At 51.0% G+C, this 16,376-nt stretch carries 15 protein-coding genes; 4 read left to right on the top strand and 11 right to left on the bottom strand.

What is annotated here, in order from left to right; all coding sequences use genetic code 11:
* Positions 1-85: 85 nt before the first annotated feature.
* Both rplY and SC127_RS17295 read right to left on the bottom strand, forming a co-directional pair.
* Positions 86-370 carry a 50S ribosomal protein L25 gene (gene rplY / locus SC127_RS17300; RefSeq protein ID WP_215846167.1) on the bottom strand — a complete coding sequence of 95 codons (285 nt, stop codon included), beginning with the start codon at positions 368-370 and terminating at the stop codon, positions 86-88.
* Between the two features lie 122 nt (positions 371-492).
* Complete coding sequence (locus SC127_RS17295; protein WP_215846168.1) at positions 493-2,247, bottom strand: DEAD/DEAH box helicase; 1,755 nt, start codon at positions 2,245-2,247, stop codon at positions 493-495.
* Between the two features lie 155 nt (positions 2,248-2,402).
* On the opposite strand from SC127_RS17295, the gene rsuA reads away from it, so the two are divergent.
* The 3 genes from rsuA to SC127_RS17280 all read left to right on the top strand — a co-directional run bounded on the left by rsuA (position 2,403) and on the right by SC127_RS17280 (position 4,972).
* Positions 2,403-3,122 carry a 16S rRNA pseudouridine(516) synthase RsuA gene (gene rsuA, locus SC127_RS17290; protein WP_215846169.1) on the top strand — a complete coding sequence of 240 codons (720 nt, stop codon included), beginning with the start codon at positions 2,403-2,405 and terminating at the stop codon, positions 3,120-3,122.
* Between the two features lie 11 nt (positions 3,123-3,133).
* Entirely contained in the window at positions 3,134-4,327 is a 1,194-nt protein-coding gene (locus SC127_RS17285) for a Bcr/CflA family multidrug efflux MFS transporter (RefSeq protein WP_332627211.1), read from the top strand.
* Positions 4,328-4,651: 324 nt separating this feature from the next.
* Positions 4,652-4,972, top strand: coding sequence for a hypothetical protein (locus SC127_RS17280; RefSeq protein WP_332627210.1), 321 nt, complete (start codon positions 4,652-4,654; stop codon positions 4,970-4,972).
* A 13-nt stretch (positions 4,973-4,985) separates the two neighbouring features.
* On the opposite strand, the gene yejF is transcribed toward SC127_RS17280, so the two are convergent.
* From yejF to yeiP, 9 genes are all read right to left on the bottom strand, one after another.
* Positions 4,986-6,590, bottom strand: a complete 1,605-nt coding sequence (gene yejF / locus SC127_RS17275) for a microcin C ABC transporter ATP-binding protein YejF (RefSeq protein WP_332627209.1) — start codon at positions 6,588-6,590, stop codon at positions 4,986-4,988.
* On the bottom strand, positions 6,591-7,613 hold the full coding sequence (locus SC127_RS17270; RefSeq protein WP_243077542.1) for an ABC transporter permease: 1,023 nt from the start codon (positions 7,611-7,613) through the stop codon (positions 6,591-6,593). It lies immediately after the preceding gene.
* Positions 7,613-8,704, bottom strand: coding sequence for a microcin C ABC transporter permease YejB (locus tag SC127_RS17265; protein ID WP_215846173.1), 1,092 nt, complete (start codon positions 8,702-8,704; stop codon positions 7,613-7,615). The genes SC127_RS17270 and SC127_RS17265 overlap by 1 nt, the downstream gene beginning before the upstream one ends.
* Positions 8,705-8,715: 11 nt before the next feature.
* On the bottom strand, positions 8,716-10,521 hold the full coding sequence (locus tag SC127_RS17260) for an extracellular solute-binding protein (RefSeq protein WP_332627342.1): 1,806 nt from the start codon (positions 10,519-10,521) through the stop codon (positions 8,716-8,718).
* Positions 10,522-10,586: 65 nt separating this feature from the next.
* The gene (locus tag SC127_RS17255) at positions 10,587-12,149 is read right to left on the bottom strand and encodes a cyclic di-GMP phosphodiesterase (RefSeq protein WP_243077543.1); all 1,563 of its coding nucleotides are present in this window, start codon (positions 12,147-12,149) and stop codon (positions 10,587-10,589) included.
* Positions 12,150-12,373: 224 nt separating this feature from the next.
* The gene (gene mepS, locus SC127_RS17250) at positions 12,374-12,949 is read right to left on the bottom strand and encodes a bifunctional murein DD-endopeptidase/murein LD-carboxypeptidase (RefSeq protein ID WP_215846177.1); all 576 of its coding nucleotides are present in this window, start codon (positions 12,947-12,949) and stop codon (positions 12,374-12,376) included.
* Between the two features lie 516 nt (positions 12,950-13,465).
* On the bottom strand, positions 13,466-14,173 hold the full coding sequence (locus SC127_RS17245) for a phosphatase PAP2 family protein (RefSeq protein WP_215846179.1): 708 nt from the start codon (positions 14,171-14,173) through the stop codon (positions 13,466-13,468).
* A gap of 44 nt (positions 14,174-14,217) precedes the next feature.
* The gene (locus SC127_RS17240) at positions 14,218-15,195 is read right to left on the bottom strand and encodes a CobW family GTP-binding protein (protein ID WP_332627208.1); all 978 of its coding nucleotides are present in this window, start codon (positions 15,193-15,195) and stop codon (positions 14,218-14,220) included.
* 81 nt (positions 15,196-15,276) lie between these two features.
* Positions 15,277-15,849, bottom strand: coding sequence for an elongation factor P-like protein YeiP (gene yeiP / locus SC127_RS17235; protein WP_215846182.1), 573 nt, complete (start codon positions 15,847-15,849; stop codon positions 15,277-15,279).
* A gap of 163 nt (positions 15,850-16,012) precedes the next feature.
* Between yeiP and SC127_RS17230 the strand changes: the two genes are divergently transcribed.
* The gene (locus SC127_RS17230) at positions 16,013-16,267 is read left to right on the top strand and encodes a YkgJ family cysteine cluster protein (RefSeq protein ID WP_332627207.1); all 255 of its coding nucleotides are present in this window, start codon (positions 16,013-16,015) and stop codon (positions 16,265-16,267) included.
* Positions 16,268-16,376: the final 109 nt, after the last annotated feature.

The following is a 16,376-nucleotide window of genomic DNA, read 5'->3' as shown; positions in this document are numbered from 1 at the left end:
GCGTTAACCGAACCCGGCAAGATTGCAGGCAAAATAAAAGGGCCGGTTTCTCAACCGGCCCCTCTACTTTCAACCCATTCGGCGATTAAGCGCGAACGAAGTCGATGTGGTGCAGTTTTGGCTTGAACGGGTGACGCTGAACAGCCTGCACTTTAACTTTAACTTCTTTACCATCAACAACCAGAGTGATGACTTCGTCGTAGAAGCCAGGCTTGGTCTGCTGGTTCATTACGGAATCGTGATCCAGGTCGATAGCAACAGCGGCTTCATTACCACCATAAATGATAGCTGGGAAGCGGTTCGCTGTACGCAGGCGGCGGCTCGCACCCTTACCCTGCTCTTTACGTTCTACTGCATTGATAGTGAACATTGATATTTCTCTTTATGATTCCTGCTACAGGCGACCCAGCAACAGGAGGGTTATTCAAAATCGCTGATGCACATGCAAAAGCGGGCGGCATTATAGCCCTTATGCCAAAGGCGGGCAAATGATTATCCCAGTTCATTTGCGCGGCGAAAGCGGCCTTGATAATCAAACACCTTCTCACGAATCTGCCAAAAACGACCTTTGGCGCGCGCCACCACGAAGTCGGGATGACGCAGCAGCGGTTGTAAAGCCAATACATCCGCAGCGGTTTGCCAACCCAACGGCACGCCGGGCGCACGTTGATGCGGGCGCATAAACAGCTGCTCAAACGCTTTACGTTGCGCAGGGCTTTGCAGCCGAAAACGTTCGCTAACGCTGGTGCCGTCTTCATCAAAATAGGTGGCTTTCAGCCATTCGCCTTTGTCATCGCGGCCTTGTTCCAGTGTCATGCCGCCGCAGCGCAATACCAAGGCATCCTTGAGCTTCAGCGCCGCTTTTAACATGTCGTCAGGGTCGACCAGAATTTTGTCGCACTGATGGCAGCGACGTGCGGCAATGTCATTTTCCGCTCCGCAGTCAGGACAACTTTTAAAGCGAAACCGATAATCGCACTGTTCACGTTCGCCCTCATCATCTTCCAGCACGCCCTGACAACGGCGACCAAAGTGTTCAATGATCATGCCATCAGCGGTGGTTTTACCCCAAAACGTATTGGCAAAACCGCAGGCCGGACAGAAAACCTGCACCGGCTGATTATCGCTTGCCCCTTTGGGCGCGCCCACTTCTGGCGTAAACAGATCGTGGGGATTGCCAGCGTAGTCCAGAATCAAACAGTCGGTTTTGCCCGGCGACAGGCGCAAGCCGCGCCCGACGATCTGCTGATATAGACTCACCGATTCGGTCGGGCGCAGAATAGCAATCAAATCGACATGCGGTGCATCAAAACCGGTGGTCAATACTGCGACGTTCACCAGAAACTTCAGCTGCTGCGCTTTAAACGCCAGGATTAGCGCATCACGCTCTTTAGCCGGTGTTTCTGCCGACACTAAGGCGCTGTTATCGGGCAGCAAACGCAAAATCTCACGTGCGTGCTCAACGGTTGAGGCGAAAATCATCACGCCAAGGCGATCTTCAGCAAATTCGACGATCTGACGAATAATGTGCGGGGTCACACGCTGTTGCTGCTTCAATTCGCGATTCAGATCGGCTTCGCTGAATAACCCGTTGGCTTGTGCAGTCAGGCGGCTAAAATCGTACTGCACCACCGGCATATCGAGTCGCTCTGGCGGCACTAAAAACTGGTGCTTGATCATGTAACGCAGCGGTAATTCGTAGATGCAGTCACGAAACAGCGCTTTTTCATCGCCGCGTACCATGCCGTGATAGTGGAAATGATAAATCCAGCCTTTGCCAAGACGGAAGGGCGTGGCGGTCAAGCCGAGCAGGCGCAGTTGCGGATTGTGTTGGCGCAGATGCGTGAAAATTTGCTGATATTGGCTGCCGCTGTCATCACCAATGCGATGACACTCATCGACAATGACCAACGAGAAGGCGCTGTCGAACTGAGCAAGGTTACGTGCCACCGATTGCACGCTGCCAAACACCACCTTGCGCTGACTCTCTTTGCGTTGCAGGCCCGCCGCGAAGATGTCGGCTTCCAGGCCGTACGCCTGATATTTGGCATGGTTCTGCGCCACCAGCTCTTTAACGTGGGCCAGAACTAACACCCGGCCACGCGCCAGCCGCGCCAGTTCCGCAATCACCAGACTTTTTCCCGCGCCGGTAGGTAACACAATCACCGCGGGTTGATTATGACGACGGAAATACGCCACGGTGGCATTAACCGCATCCTGTTGATAAGGGCGTAAGGTAAAAGACATGCTCATCACTTTTATAAAAACAGCCGTAATTATGCCATGAAAGCGCAGCAAACGCTCTGTCAGGCAGCGTCGGTTCAGGCTATACTTCCCGCACAATTTCAACGGTTAAAAACACCGTTTCAGTTTCCCTCCGCAGTAACAGGCAAAACGAATTCATGCGACTCGATAAATTCATCTCTCAGCAACTGGAAGTCAGCCGTGCCATCGCTGCACGTGAAATCCGTAATCATAAAGTGACCGTCAACGGTGAAGTGGTGCGTGACACCGCGTTCAAACTGCTGCCCGATCACGCGGTAGAGTTCGACGGCAATGTGCTGCAGATGCAGACTGGCCCGCGCTATTTCATGCTGAATAAACCGCAAGGCTACGTCTGCGCCAACGACGATCCCGATCATCCAACCATTCTCTATTTCATTGAAGAACCGATGTCGTTCAAGCTGCACGCAGCTGGCCGCCTGGACATTGATACCACCGGTTTAGTGTTATTAACGGATGATGGACAATGGTCACACCGTATCACTTCACCGCGTCACCATTGTGATAAGACTTACCGCGTAACGCTGGAGGCACCGATCAGCGATGAGACGGAAGCGCAGTTCACGGCGGGCGTACAGCTGCATGGTGAAAAGAATCTGACGCAGCCTGCACAGTTAGAAATTATTACTCCCACTGAAGTGCTGCTAACCATCAGTGAAGGACGTTATCACCAGGTCAAACGCATGTTTGCCGCAGTCGGCAACCGTGTAGTGGGATTACATCGTGAGCGGATTGGCGAGATAGCGCTGGGCGAGGATTTAGCGCCGGGTGAATACCGTCCACTGACCGAAGAAGAGATTGCCAGCGTCGGCTTGCCCGATGAACTAAAACAAAAATAGCGGGAGTTTTTGTGCGCAAGGAAAAAAATTCACCGGTGGGATTAGTGGTTATCCTCGGTTTATTGGCGATGTTAATGCCGTTATCGATTGATATGTATCTGCCTGCAATGCCGCAGATCGCCCGTGAATTTGCGGTGTCGGCGGGTAGCGTGCAAATGACGCTGAATCTGTACATTCTCGGCTTTGCCATTGGGCAGCTGGTGTACGGGCCGCTGGCCGACAGTTTTGGCCGCAAGCCGGTGATCACCTTGGGCACCTTGATTTTTTCCTGCGCTGCGGCAGCCTGTGCGCTGTCGCAATCTATCGATCAGCTGATTGCCATGCGCTTTCTCCATGGTTTATCTGCCGCCGCCGCCAGTGTGGTGATTAACGCCTTGATGCGTGACAGTTACTCGAAAGAGGACTTTTCGCGCATGATGTCGTTTGTCATGTTGATCACCACCATCGCACCGCTAGTGGCTCCGATTGTTGGCGGTTGGTTGCTGCTGATTTGGAACTGGCACGCCATTTTCTGGGCACTTTCCTTCGCCGGTGTGATTACCGCCATACTGGTAGCCACCCAGATCCGTGAAACGTTAAAACCGGAACAGCGGCAGCGCTTTAACCTGCGCACCACGCTCGGCAATTTTGTCACGTTGTTTCGCCATAAACGCGCGTTCAGTTATATGTTGTCGAGCGGCTTCTCATTTGCCGGCTTGTTTACTTTTCTCAATGCCGGGCCTTTTGTTTATATCGAGCTTAACCACGTCTCGCCGCAAAACTTTGGTTACTATTTTGGCCTCAACGTGATTTTCCTGTTTGTGATGACGCTGATTAACAGCCGCGCCGTGCGCCGTTTCGGTCCAGTCGCGATGTTTCGTTTAGGGCTGTTGATTCAGTTCTGCATGGGCGTTTGGCTGCTGGTCGCCAGCGCGTTGAATCTGGGATTTTTACCGCTGGTTTTCGGCATAGCGATGTTTATTGGTTGCGTATCGATGGTCTCATCAAACGCCATGGCGGTGATTTTGGATGAGTTTCCGCACATGGCTGGCACGGCATCTTCGCTGGCGGGAACGCTGCGTTTTGGCGTGGGTGCGTTAGTGGGTGCATTGCTTTCACTGGTGAGCTTTACCAGCGCCTGGCCCATGGTCGGCACCATTGCATTGTGTTCGACGATTTCTATTCTGCTGTTTCTCTACGCTTCCCGCCCACGCGCTGCTGCCTGATCCAGGCACAGCCGTTTCGTTCTGCACCAAACCCTTTCGTCATCACACCCAGAATCGGGTGTGATGTTTCTTTTATGTGAAAAAATATAACCAAAAAAGTAATAGCATTGCGTCTAAAATGATTGTTAAGTGCTGCTGAACGCGGTACATATAGCCTAAATTGCGAGATCACTCGCAAAAAATAAAATTTCCGACATGCAGTGTTTTGAAACGAGAAGACAAGCCTTGACGTCCGTATTCTGTTTTGACCGGGAAAAGGGATTCACTGCGCTACTCGCTATTCGTCGTGAATTGAGAGTCGATCTCTGGGAGACATAACTAATTATGCTGCAACTTTCGATTGTGCATCGCCTGCCACAGCGTTTTCGCTGGGTTAGCGATCATCACAGTGCCATCGAAGCTGATGATGGGGTGACAGATGAACAGGATATTATTGCGCTACGTCTAATCAGCCACGATGGGCATCCTGCCTGGGAAATTTTGCATCAGCTAAAAGAGGTACTGGCCGCAATTCAGGTCGATGGCAAAGTCGCTGAGTGCGAAGGGCAGCCTTGTTTATTCATCCAACGCAGCGACGAAAGCGCCACCAACTGTTGCTTAAAAAATCAGGGTGTTGCGATTGCTGAGACCTTTCACGGGCACTAATTTACAGGTAAAGCTAACCGGCACTCAGCTGTGCAGAAGCCAGCAGCTCACGCGTGTAGGCTTCACCCGGCGCAGCAAACAGTTTTTCGCATTCTCCCTGTTCAATCACCTCGCCCTGGCGCAGCACAATCAGCTGGTGGCAGAGCGTGCGCACCACATCTAAATCATGACTAATAAACAGATAACTCAACTGACGTTGCTGCTGCAAACGACGCAGCAGCGTCAGGATCTGCTTTTGCACGGAGCGATCGAGTGAGGATGTGGGTTCATCCAGCACCATCAAATCCGGTTCTAACACCAGCGCACGCGCAATGGCAATGCGTTGTCGCTGCCCACCGGAAAACTCAACCGGATAACGATGGCGGCTTTCGGCCTCCAAACCGACTTCTTCCATTACTGCGATAACCTGCGATTCCTGCTGTACAGCGCTGAGATCAGGACGATGCACGGCTAATCCTTCAGCGATAATTTGCTGCACCGTCATGCGGGGATTGAGTGAAGAGTTGGGATCCTGAAACACCACCTGAATGCGCCGACGCAGTGGCAACAGCTGCTTGCGCGGCATGTGATGCAGCGGGTGTCCATCGAACCAAATTTCGCCTTGTGCCTGAATCAGCCGCAACAGCGCCAGCCCGGTAGTGCTTTTCCCGGAACCCGATTCGCCAACCAACCCCAGACTTTCACCCCGTTTCAGGCTAAAGCTGAGGTTATTTAATGCCACCTTTTCGCCGACCTGACGCTTGAATAATCCGCGGCGCAGCGGGAAAGCCACGCGCAGATTTTCCACTTGCAAAATCACGGGCGCATCGCTGGCAAGGGGCAGGGCACGACCTTCCGGCTCGGCGGCCAACAGCTGTTGCGTGTAGGGATGTTGGGGCTGATTAAGCAGCGTTTGGCAGCAATTGTGTTCAACCACACTGCCGTGACGCATCACGCTGACGTTGTCTGCCAGTTGACGCACAATGTGCAGGTTATGGGTAATGAACAACATGCCCATGTTGAGTTCGCGCTGCAATTCACGCAGTAAATTAAGGATTTGCGCCTGTACCGTTACATCCAGCGCTGTGGTGGGCTCATCGGCAATCAACAGTTTTGGCTGGGTGAGTAAAGCCATGGCAATCATGACGCGCTGGCGCTCACCGCCGGAAAGCTGATGCGGAAAATCATTAAGCCGCGAAGCGGGCTGACGGATGCCAACGCGATCGAGACAGGTGATAATTTCTGCTCGCGCTGCTTCCCGCCACATGCCGCGATGCAGCGAAAGCACTTCATACAGCTGTATTTCAACATGGTGCAAAGGGTTAAGCGACACCATCGGTTCCTGAAAAATCATCGCTATTTGATTACCGCGAATGCCGCGCAGCACACGTTCCTCGGCATGCAGCAGATCGTTGCCTTCGAACAAAATCTCTCCGCTGGGATAGGCAACCGATGAGGTGTGCAGCAGGCGCATCACCGACAACGCGGTCACGCTTTTACCCGAACCCGATTCCCCCACCAGCGCCAGCGTTTCACCGGCGTGGATTTGCAGTGAAACATCATTGACCACCGGACGAAGCGTTTCGCCCCGGCGGAATGCCACAGACAGATGATTAATAGCAAGCAGCGGCGAAGTCATTTAGATTCCTTTGCTGGGATCAAAGGCGTCGCGCACCGCTTCGCCGATAAAAATCAGTAGCGACAACAAGATCGCCAGCGAGAAAAAGCCCGACAAGCCAAGCCATGGCGCTTGCAGGTTATTTTTACCTTGCAGCAAAAGCTCACCCAGCGAGGGTGAACCGATTGGCAGCCCAAAACCCAGAAAGTCGAGTGAAGTCAGGGTGGTAATCGATCCGCAAAGAATAAACGGCAGGAAAGTCAGCGTAGCCACCATCGCATTGGGCAGAATATGGCGCAGCATAATGCGGCCATCGCTAACGCCCAGCGCTTGCGCCGCACGGATATAATCGAAATTACGCGTTCGCAAGAATTCGGCCCGCACCACGCTGACCAGGCTCATCCAACCAAAAATCACCGTCACCAAAAGCAGCCACCAGAAGCCAGGCTGGATTACGCTGGAAAGCAAAATCAGCAGGAACAGCGACGGCATGCCAGACCAGACTTCAATCAGGCGCTGCCCAACCAGATCGATTTTGCCGCCAAAGTAGCCTTGTATTGCGCCAATCACAATGCCGATCACGCTGGAGAACAGCGTCAGCATCAAGCCAAAAAGTAACGAAATTCGCGTGCCGTATAATAAGCGTGCCAGCACATCGCCACCGTTGGCGTCGGTGCCAAGCCAGTTTTGCCCGGATGGCGGAGAAGGAAACGGAACCTGGCTGGAATAATTAATGGTGCTGTCGCTAAAACGTATCGGCGCCCATATTGCCCAACCTTGCTGCGCAATGCGCTGCTGTAGCCAGGGATCCTGATAATCGGCGGCGGTGGCCAGCTCCCCACCATAATCGGTTTCACTGTAGTTGAAAAACAGCGGCGCATACCAGCGATGCTGGTAGTGAACGACCAAGGGTTTGTCATTGGCGATCAACTCGGCGCAGAGTGAAAGCAAAAAAAGGAGGAGAAAAACCCACAGTGACCAATAGCCACGCCGGTTATCACGAAAGCGCTGCCAGCGCTGCTGATTGATAGGAGATAATGTCATCAGCGGCCCTCGAAATCGATACGCGGATCGACCAATGTGTAGGTCAAATCACTGAGAATATTCATCAGCAAGCCAATCAAAGTAAAGATGTATAACGTGCCAAACATCACCGGATAATCGCGTTGAATGGTGGCATCGTAACCCAGTAAACCCAGCCCGTTCAGCGAGAACATCACTTCAATCAATACCGAGCTGGTGAAGAACATACTGATAAAGGTGGCGGGGAAACTGGCGATCACCAGCAGCATCGCATTACGAAAAACGTGATGGTAAAGAATGCGCCGTTCCGGCACGCCTTTGGCGCGCGCCGTGACCACATATTGCTTGCGAATCTCATCAAGAAAGGCGTTTTTGGTCAGCATGGTTAAGGTCGCAAACCCACCGATAACCGTCGCCAATACCGGCAAGCTGATGTGCCATAGGTAATCCAGCACTTTGCTGTACCACGGTAAGCTATCAAACTGCGGTGAGGTTAATCCACGCAGCGGAAACCAGTCGAGATAACTGCCGCCAGCGAATAACACAATCAACATGATGCCAAACAGAAAAGCGGGAATGGAGTAGCCGATGATGATAAAGGTGCTGCTCCAGATATCAAAGGCGCTGCCGTTGCGCACCGCTTTTTTGATGCCCAACGGAATGGAAACCAGATAGATAATCAACGTGCTCCATAATCCCAGGCTAATGGAGACCGGTAAACTCTCTTTGATCAGATGCAGCACCGATGCGCTGCGAAACAGGCTGTCGCCAAAGTCGAAGCGGACATAGTTCCACAGCATCTCGACGTAGCGCTGCCATAAGGGCTTATCGAAGCCGTAACGCTGTTTGATCTCTGCAATCACTTCCGGGTCAAGCCCGCGTGCTCCGCGGTATTGATTGTCGCCAGGATTGACATGATTGAGGCTGGCGCGTGCGCCGCTGTTATCTGCGCCGCCGCCGGGTAATCCGGTAGTTTGTCCAAACTGAATGTTTGCCAGCGCCTGATCAACAGGACCGCCGGGCGCTATCTGCACAATAAAAAAATTGAGGGTGATAATTGCCCACAATGTTGGAATGATCAGTAAAAACCTGCGTAGGAAATATGCCGCCAACTGCGTTCTCCTTAGCGTTGATCAGCCGGTAAACGTGCGGCTTTGTTCACGTCATACCACCACGTATCGAGCCCGTTGCTGTAAGCGGGTTTGATGGCAGGATGAGAATATTTATCCCAGTAGGCTAGCCGCTGTTCAGCATTGAACCACATCGGAATCATATAGGCATTCCACAATAAAATGCGATCTAACGCTTGGCCCAGCGGCAACAACGCTTTGGCATCGCCCTGATGCGCCATAATCGTTTTCACGAAGTGATCAACAATGGGATCTTTTACGCGTGCGGTATTCCACGATGAGGCGATGTATTCCGATTGCCAGCTGGTTTGCAGGCTGGAGGAGGGCGTTGGCATGGCTAAATAGGCGGTAGAAATCATATCGTAGTCGCCTTCACGCCAGCGACGCAGATATTGCGAGCTGTCGATCTGACGCAGCGTCAAGCTGATCCCTAAGCGGGACAAGCTGTGCTGAAACGGCAACGCCCACTCATTGTTGGTGCCGCCGCGCAGCAGCAACTCAACCGTAAAGGGTTGGCCCGTTTTATCGTTTATCAGGTGCTGGTTTTTAATGCTCCAGCCCGCCTCTTCCAATAGCTTCAGCGCTTTCAACAAATTACCACGATCGTAACCACTGCCATCGGAATGGGGCGGGGCATATTTTTGTGTAAACAACTCAGGCGGCAATTGCGCTTTATAAGGCGCCAACAGCGCCAGTTGGTCGGCATCGGGGAGACCGCTGGCAGCATATTCCGTATTCTGGAAATAGCTGCTGGCACGCTGATAAGCGCCATAAAACAGTGCCTTGTTCATCCATTCAAAATCAAACGCTAAGCCCAGCGCCTGTCGCACCCGGCGATCGCTAAACAGCGGCTTTTCATTGTTGAACGCCAGCCAGCGCGTGTCGGTTGAGGCAGTATTTGGCGTGGTCTCTTTGACGATATGGTGATTACTGAAGTTGCGCCCGCGATATTGCGTAGCCCACTTTTTAGCGGATGACTCTTCGCGCAGATCAAACGCACCAGCTTTAAATGCCTCGAAGGCCACGTTATCGTCGAGATAATAGTCGTAACGTATCTGATCAAAGTTAAAGCGTCCGCGATTCACCGGCAGATTGGCTGCCCAGTAATTTTTTACCCGGCTGTATTCAATAAATTGGCCCAATTTCCAGTTACTGACACGGTAAGGGCCGCTCGATAACGGCGGGCGACTCAGCGGTTCGTTAAACTTTTTATCTTGCCAAAATTTCTGTGAAATCACAGGCAACGTCATCAGGCCAAGCAATAAATCTCTGTCTGGTTTTGGCAGGTCAATGCGCACCGTCAAAGGATTGAGCGCCTTCACGTTAACGCCTCTGTAAACCACACGAAATTGCGGCACGCCTTCGCTCATGAACTTTCCAAAAGTGAAAGCCACATCATTGGCAGTGATGGGCGTACCATCCTGGAATTGCGCGCGTGGATTGAGGGTGATTTCCATCCAGCTAAAATCGCTGGGATAGCGAGCGGATTCAGCAATCAGCGGATAATAGCTGCCGGGTTCATCATCAGAGTTGGTGAACAAGCGATCATAAAGTGTGTCGGTATTGATGCCGGGATTGCCACGCGAGGCGAAGCGATTGAAGTTATCGTAAGTTCCTACCACCGCCATGGTGATTTTACCGCCTTTGGGCGCAGCGGAATTGACGTAATCGTAATGCGTGAAATTAACGGCATACTTTGGCTCACCGAGATCGGCGATGGCATAACTTTCCTGAATCGTTGCCGCGTATAGCGGGGCAATAAAAGTGCAAAGCAGCAAGGTTAAAAAGCGAAGCAGTATAAGCATGGCGCTCTCTTGTCGGTCATAGCAACAAAGCGTAGCAGTATCCTAATCCCAACGGCAGGTCAGGCGCTGTGAAGCTCAAAGTAGTCGATTAACGGTTCAGGCCGCAAGGGTCTGCTGAAGATGTAGCCTTGCAGATGGGTAACGCCGCGATTGATCAGCCAGGCGGCCTGATCGCCGGTTTCTACCCCTTCTGCGACCGTTTTCATCTTCAGCTGCTTTGCCAACTGCAACACGGTGTCCAAAACAGGCGATGTCACGGTTTCCGTCCCGATGCTTTGCACAAAACCGCGATCAATTTTCAAATAATCGAAGGCATATCTTTCCAGATAGATCAGCGCGCTGTGGCCGGTGCCGAAATCATCTATGGCGATTTTGATGCCCTGACGATGCAGCCAACTAAACAGTTCACCGGCGCTTTTATCACGCACAATGGTGCGCTCAGTAATTTCAAATACGTAGCTGAAATGATCGACAGGCATGGCTTTCATCCAGCACAGAACGTCATCGCGAAATGTCTCGGAAGCCAGATGCAGCGGAGAAATATTCAGTCCCATAATGGTGCCGGCAGGAACGTGGCGGCTCAGCAGATGTGCATCACGTGCAACGAGCTGGAACAGGTGACGTGTCAGCGGAATGATCAGATTTTGCGTTTCAGCATAATTAATAAACACATCAGGCGGAATGGCGCCCTCGGTAGGATGCGTCCATCGGAGCAACGCTTCTGCGCCATAAGGCTGACCGTTATAAGAAGTGATCAGTGGCTGATATTCCACATGAAACTCACCCCGTTTAATCCCTTGCAGAATCTCTTTTCCCGGCTGTTTACACAGCGAAAACAGCAACCAGCAGACGCCGCCCACCAGCAGCGAAAGCAGCGTTCCACTCAGAAAGATGAACTGGTAATCGCTGCGTGACAAGGTTGAGCCATACAAAACAAATTGCAGCGGAAAGCCGGATAACTGAAGCTGCATCAGCGAAGGCGGCAAATCATCATTTTTAGTGACTGCCTGCTGCCAACTGGTGATCGCACTGTTTTGTGCTTCCAGCGCCATGCCTGAAATCTCAGGATGATACGAAGCCAGCAGCTGATACGGTTCCAAACTTAAATTGAGCGTGGCAAACACGCCTGACTGCGTGCTGCCGGGATTTTTCAGCCAGATCGCCACAGCCGGTTTGGACGGTTGCAATGGTGTGCCGCTTAATAACTGCAAATCGGTGTCGCGCGCGGGATCGGTCTGTGCAGAGATAATATTCAGCGGCAGAAAAAAGCTGCCGGTGGCAGATGAGCAAAAGGCATTGCCGTCTTTGACCAGCAAGATAGCACGAAGATTACCGGCAAAAGCTGCGCGCGACGTTAACTCACGATTAATCGCGTGGCAGTTAGCATGACTAAAAGGCAGAAGGGGATTGAGGGTGTTATCGATCAAGGTCGTCAACGAATGTTGCAGTGCATCTCGGCTATTCACTAATAACTGGTGGTGCTGCTTTTCGCGATGATGCCAGGTCAAATTTAATAATATTGAGGTAAATAAAACAAAGAAGACAACGCCGATAATCGCGCTACTCCAGGCGATACGACGAGGAAAAGTGGCATGGCGCATCAGCGCCGCTGACAGTGGCATGAGGTGCTTCCTCTGATTCTGTTTTTATTATTTAACTGCACACAGCTGCTCTGATGTAAGCGAATGAGAATATAACGAGATGACGGACAAAGTCTTGTTATTCTTCTGATAAACAATCACTTTTTTTTACATTTACAGGGAGGATTTAGCATTTAAAGACGAAAAAAAACGCTGCAAAGCAGCGTTAGATTTTCTCTGGCTGAGAAGGTGTTCGAAGCGAGGCGTTAAGTAGGATTACGACTTAATACTCGACGGCCTTCGCGGTAGCGCTTCTTCCAGTAATTATCGTTCAGATTTGAGATCATCACACCACTGCTGGTGGAAGCATGAACGAAATTGTCGTTACCGAGATAGATACCCACATGACGACCCGTAGAACCTGCGCGGAATAGGACAAGATCGCCTGGACGCAACTTGGTGCGAGAAATCTCTCTGCCGGTATCTTGCTGCTCTGAAGTTGAGCGCGGTAAATCTAAGCCAAACTGTTCGCGGAAGGTGCGCTGAACAAAGGCGGAGCAATCAATACCCCGTTTGGTATCACCACCAAGACGGTAACGCACACCTTTCCAGACGGCATATTGATCCATGATGCGCGTCTTAACATCGACGTTGCGCACCATTTCTTCAAATTCATCCTGAGACGCTTGAAGTAAAAAACCATTCTGGTTGTTAACTTCATGATTCTCGTTATTCGCGTTATGTCCATCATACGTACTACTACAAGCTGAGAGCAGAGTTGCCAGCGCCATTGCGGGCACGATCCGCCAAATATATCTCAGAATTGGTTGAGACTTGACCATTATTCGGGTTTTCCTTCGATGTCCTTACGACAAGATTGTCGCTAGCCAGATGACAAAACGGAATGAGATTAATAAGCGAATCAGCCTAAGACAATTCCTTAATTACTAAATTGTGTTAATGACCACAATTTCACAGTAAAAAAAGGCCGAATTTTCTGCTGCTGTTGCCTCACTGCGACTGAGGTTAACCGATTACAGAGGCCGTGGCGAGTGCTTTTAATCAAATTCTTATAGGTTTTTTTGATATGAATCAATCTGTAACAGAGTGCCTACTTTATCAGCAATTATCAGGAAATAATGGAGGGAACAGCGCGTTAAACTGGCGCTAATTCGCGGTCTAGCTGGGATTTTAAGAGTTTTTACGCTGGACAGGGTAATTGACAGAAGATTTAGCCACTAAAAAGGACATAACTTTTTTGTTTTACCCTTTTTTGGTTAGCTTGCTAATAATATATTTAAGTTTTTAATAAGCGCGGGCGGTACAAATAATTGCCGTTTATCGCCCGCGCTAATCAATTACACCTGTGGCTTATATTTGCCCGGTAGTTTTCGATAAAACCAGTTCACTACTGCATCACTGGCCGGCGTTAATAACCACCAGCTCAGCCCGACTAATACCACCGAAAGCGAGCCCACCGCCACATCGGTAAACCAATGTGCACCGGCCATCACGCGTGGCAATGAAAATATAATCACGATAGCTGCGGCGATGAGAAAGGCGCGTGAACCAAAATAACGCCACATGAAGCAGGCAAAGATAATGAGCATCATGCCGTGGTCGCCAGGGAAACTATTTTTCGATGCATCTTTAGCTGGAATGCCCGTCAACTCACTGACGCGATGTACATTGTCAAAAAACAGCGTTGGGCTGGCATGTTGCACCGGTATTAAATGACCAAGCTGATTCAGGATAACCGCTGTGAGTAGCATGGTGATGCCAATTGCCAATAGCTTGCGGCGACCTTGCGGTGTCTCGCGACGCCAGAACGACAGATAGAGCAATCCCATCGCCAGTAGCGACACAAGATCAAAGCCACGAAAATTGGTGATTGCTACCAGTAAGGCAAATCCAGGATGCGCAACCATCTGATCGTTAAAAGTAAAAAATATCGTTTTATCGACGCCGAACCAAAAACCATGTTCAGGCGGTAAATACCACGACAAAAACAACACAACACCCAATGCGTTAAGCAAAAGGATCGTAACAAGACGAGTAGCGTGCATAGTCCAACTCATGATTTAAAAAATAACCGCAGAACCTAACCTGGTTAGCGTAAACGACACTTCAACAATGCGGATTGTAGTTCATTCCAGTTAGATGACTGTGAATGGATCATTTCCACCCGGCTATCAACAGGCGCAGAAGCATACGTTTCGATATGCAGATCTTCGCCTTGCCGGTTAATGCTCACCATACCATCGGCAATTCGCAGCACACCTTTAACCCGATCAACCGGCGCTAAACGTGCCCATTCCAGCAGCGGAATGGTATCGAAAACCGTTTCGCTATCAAAAATCCAGCCGCAGGCAGCGTAGCCTTGGCCTTCATTAAGGGCGCGACGCCAGCGTGACTGGCCCTCCAGGCGCAGCGCAGCGATACCGCTGGCGGGAGCCGGGGCGTGATGGTGATGTTCTGGTTGAGGAATAGGGCGAGGTGAACCGCGAGGAGTGTCTAATAATGATAGGGATATTTGACCGAATTGCGTCGTCACAAACGGGCGACCTTGAAGAAATTGTTCCTGCCAGCGTTGCAAGGCCAGGCGATCGCTCTCATGCCAACGGTCGCTTTTGTTTCCCACAATAATATCGGCAGCCACCAGCTGATCGCGAAAATTCTCGTTTGCAATCACTCGCGCATCCCCAAGTTGACGCGCATCGAGCAGGGTAATTGTGGCGTTAAGTTGCAGCCAGGGTTGATAAACCTCTGCGCTCAGCATGGATAACAGCTGGCGAGGATGGCCTAAACCGGTGGGTTCTATCAGTAAGCGATCCGGCTTGTTCTGCTTTAATAACATGTTGAGGCCAACCTGCATTGGCAAGCCGTTTACGCAACACATGCAGCCGCCAGGAATCTCCTTCAGCGTCGCACCACGATTAGCTAACAGCGCGCCATCAATGCCAATCTCACCGAATTCATTAACCAGCACCGCCCAATTTTCATTTTCAGGTTTATTGGCCAGCAAATGCAGCAAAGTGGTGGTTTTGCCGCTGCCTAAAAAGCCGGTAAGAAGGTTAACGCGTGTCATGCTAAAAGCTCCGATAACAAAATCGCCAGGCTAAAGATGTTATCTTATAACATTGTCACCTGGCGAGAATCGTGGCGTGATTTAGTCAGCACGCCCCATGTAACGGCGTTCAGCGATATGAATGCGGATACGGTCGCCATTGCTGAGGTATTCCGGCACCTGAATCGCCAGACCGGTGCTCATTCCTGCCGGTTTGGTGCGTGCACTGGCAGAGGCCCCTTTAATGCCCGGCGATGTATCAACAATTTCCATGTCAACGGTTTGTGGCAACTCTAATGCCAGCAACTGACCCTCCATTGTCAGCACATGAATGCCAGGAATGCCGCCTTCTGGAATAAACAGCAGCTCCTCTTCGATTTGCTCTTTTTTAAAGGTATAAGGCGTGTAATCTTCGTCATCCATAAAGACATACTCATCGCCGTCTATATAAGAGAAGGTCACGCTACGGCGGCTAAGTGAAATCGCTTCAATCAGATCGTCACCTTTAAAGCGCTCTTCCACTTTCATTCCGGTACGAACATCGGTGAAACGCATTTTATACAGCGTGGCCGCACCGCGCGCGCTTGGGCTTTGAACATCAATATCTTTAACCAGCAGCAGCTTTCCATTATGGGTCACCGCCATCCCTTTTTTGATTTCATTGGCTTTTGGCATTGCAGTTCTCGCTTTCTCTGAGATTGAATTGCGCGACACGTTACTCGCGCCGGTGAAAACAGGCAATATGCCGCGCAGGTATTTTTATGGACGCTGAGAGAAGGATGGCAAAAAGCGAACTGGGCTGCTATTGTCGCGGCGAAATTCTCTGCTGGAGTGCATCATGCAATGCCGTAGTCAGTGCGGTGCCTGTTGTACGGCGCCCTCCATCTCTTCACCTATTCCCGGCATGCCCAATGGCAAACCCGCGAACACGCCCTGTGTTCAGCTTGATGACGATTTGCGCTGCAAGCTTTTTGGTTCGCCTTTACGTCCAGCAGTGTGCGCGGGTTTACAGCCCGATCGCGAAATGTGCGGCAATTCGCGCCACGATGCGATGCTTTATCTGATACAACTGGAAACCGAGACCGCGCCATAATTTGCTGAAGTTTGCTGATTCTTCAAAGATTAAACGCGTTGCGTTTACAGCAGGGCGTCAGCTACACCCTCAATAAAATCCTCATTAGACTGTGAAATGTGCGTGGCTT

This window comes from Pantoea sp. T14 (assembly GCF_036663535.1).
GTDB lineage: Bacteria > Pseudomonadota > Gammaproteobacteria > Enterobacterales > Enterobacteriaceae > Pantoea > Pantoea phytostimulans.
This window is presented reverse-complemented; position numbering and strand designations above follow the sequence as displayed.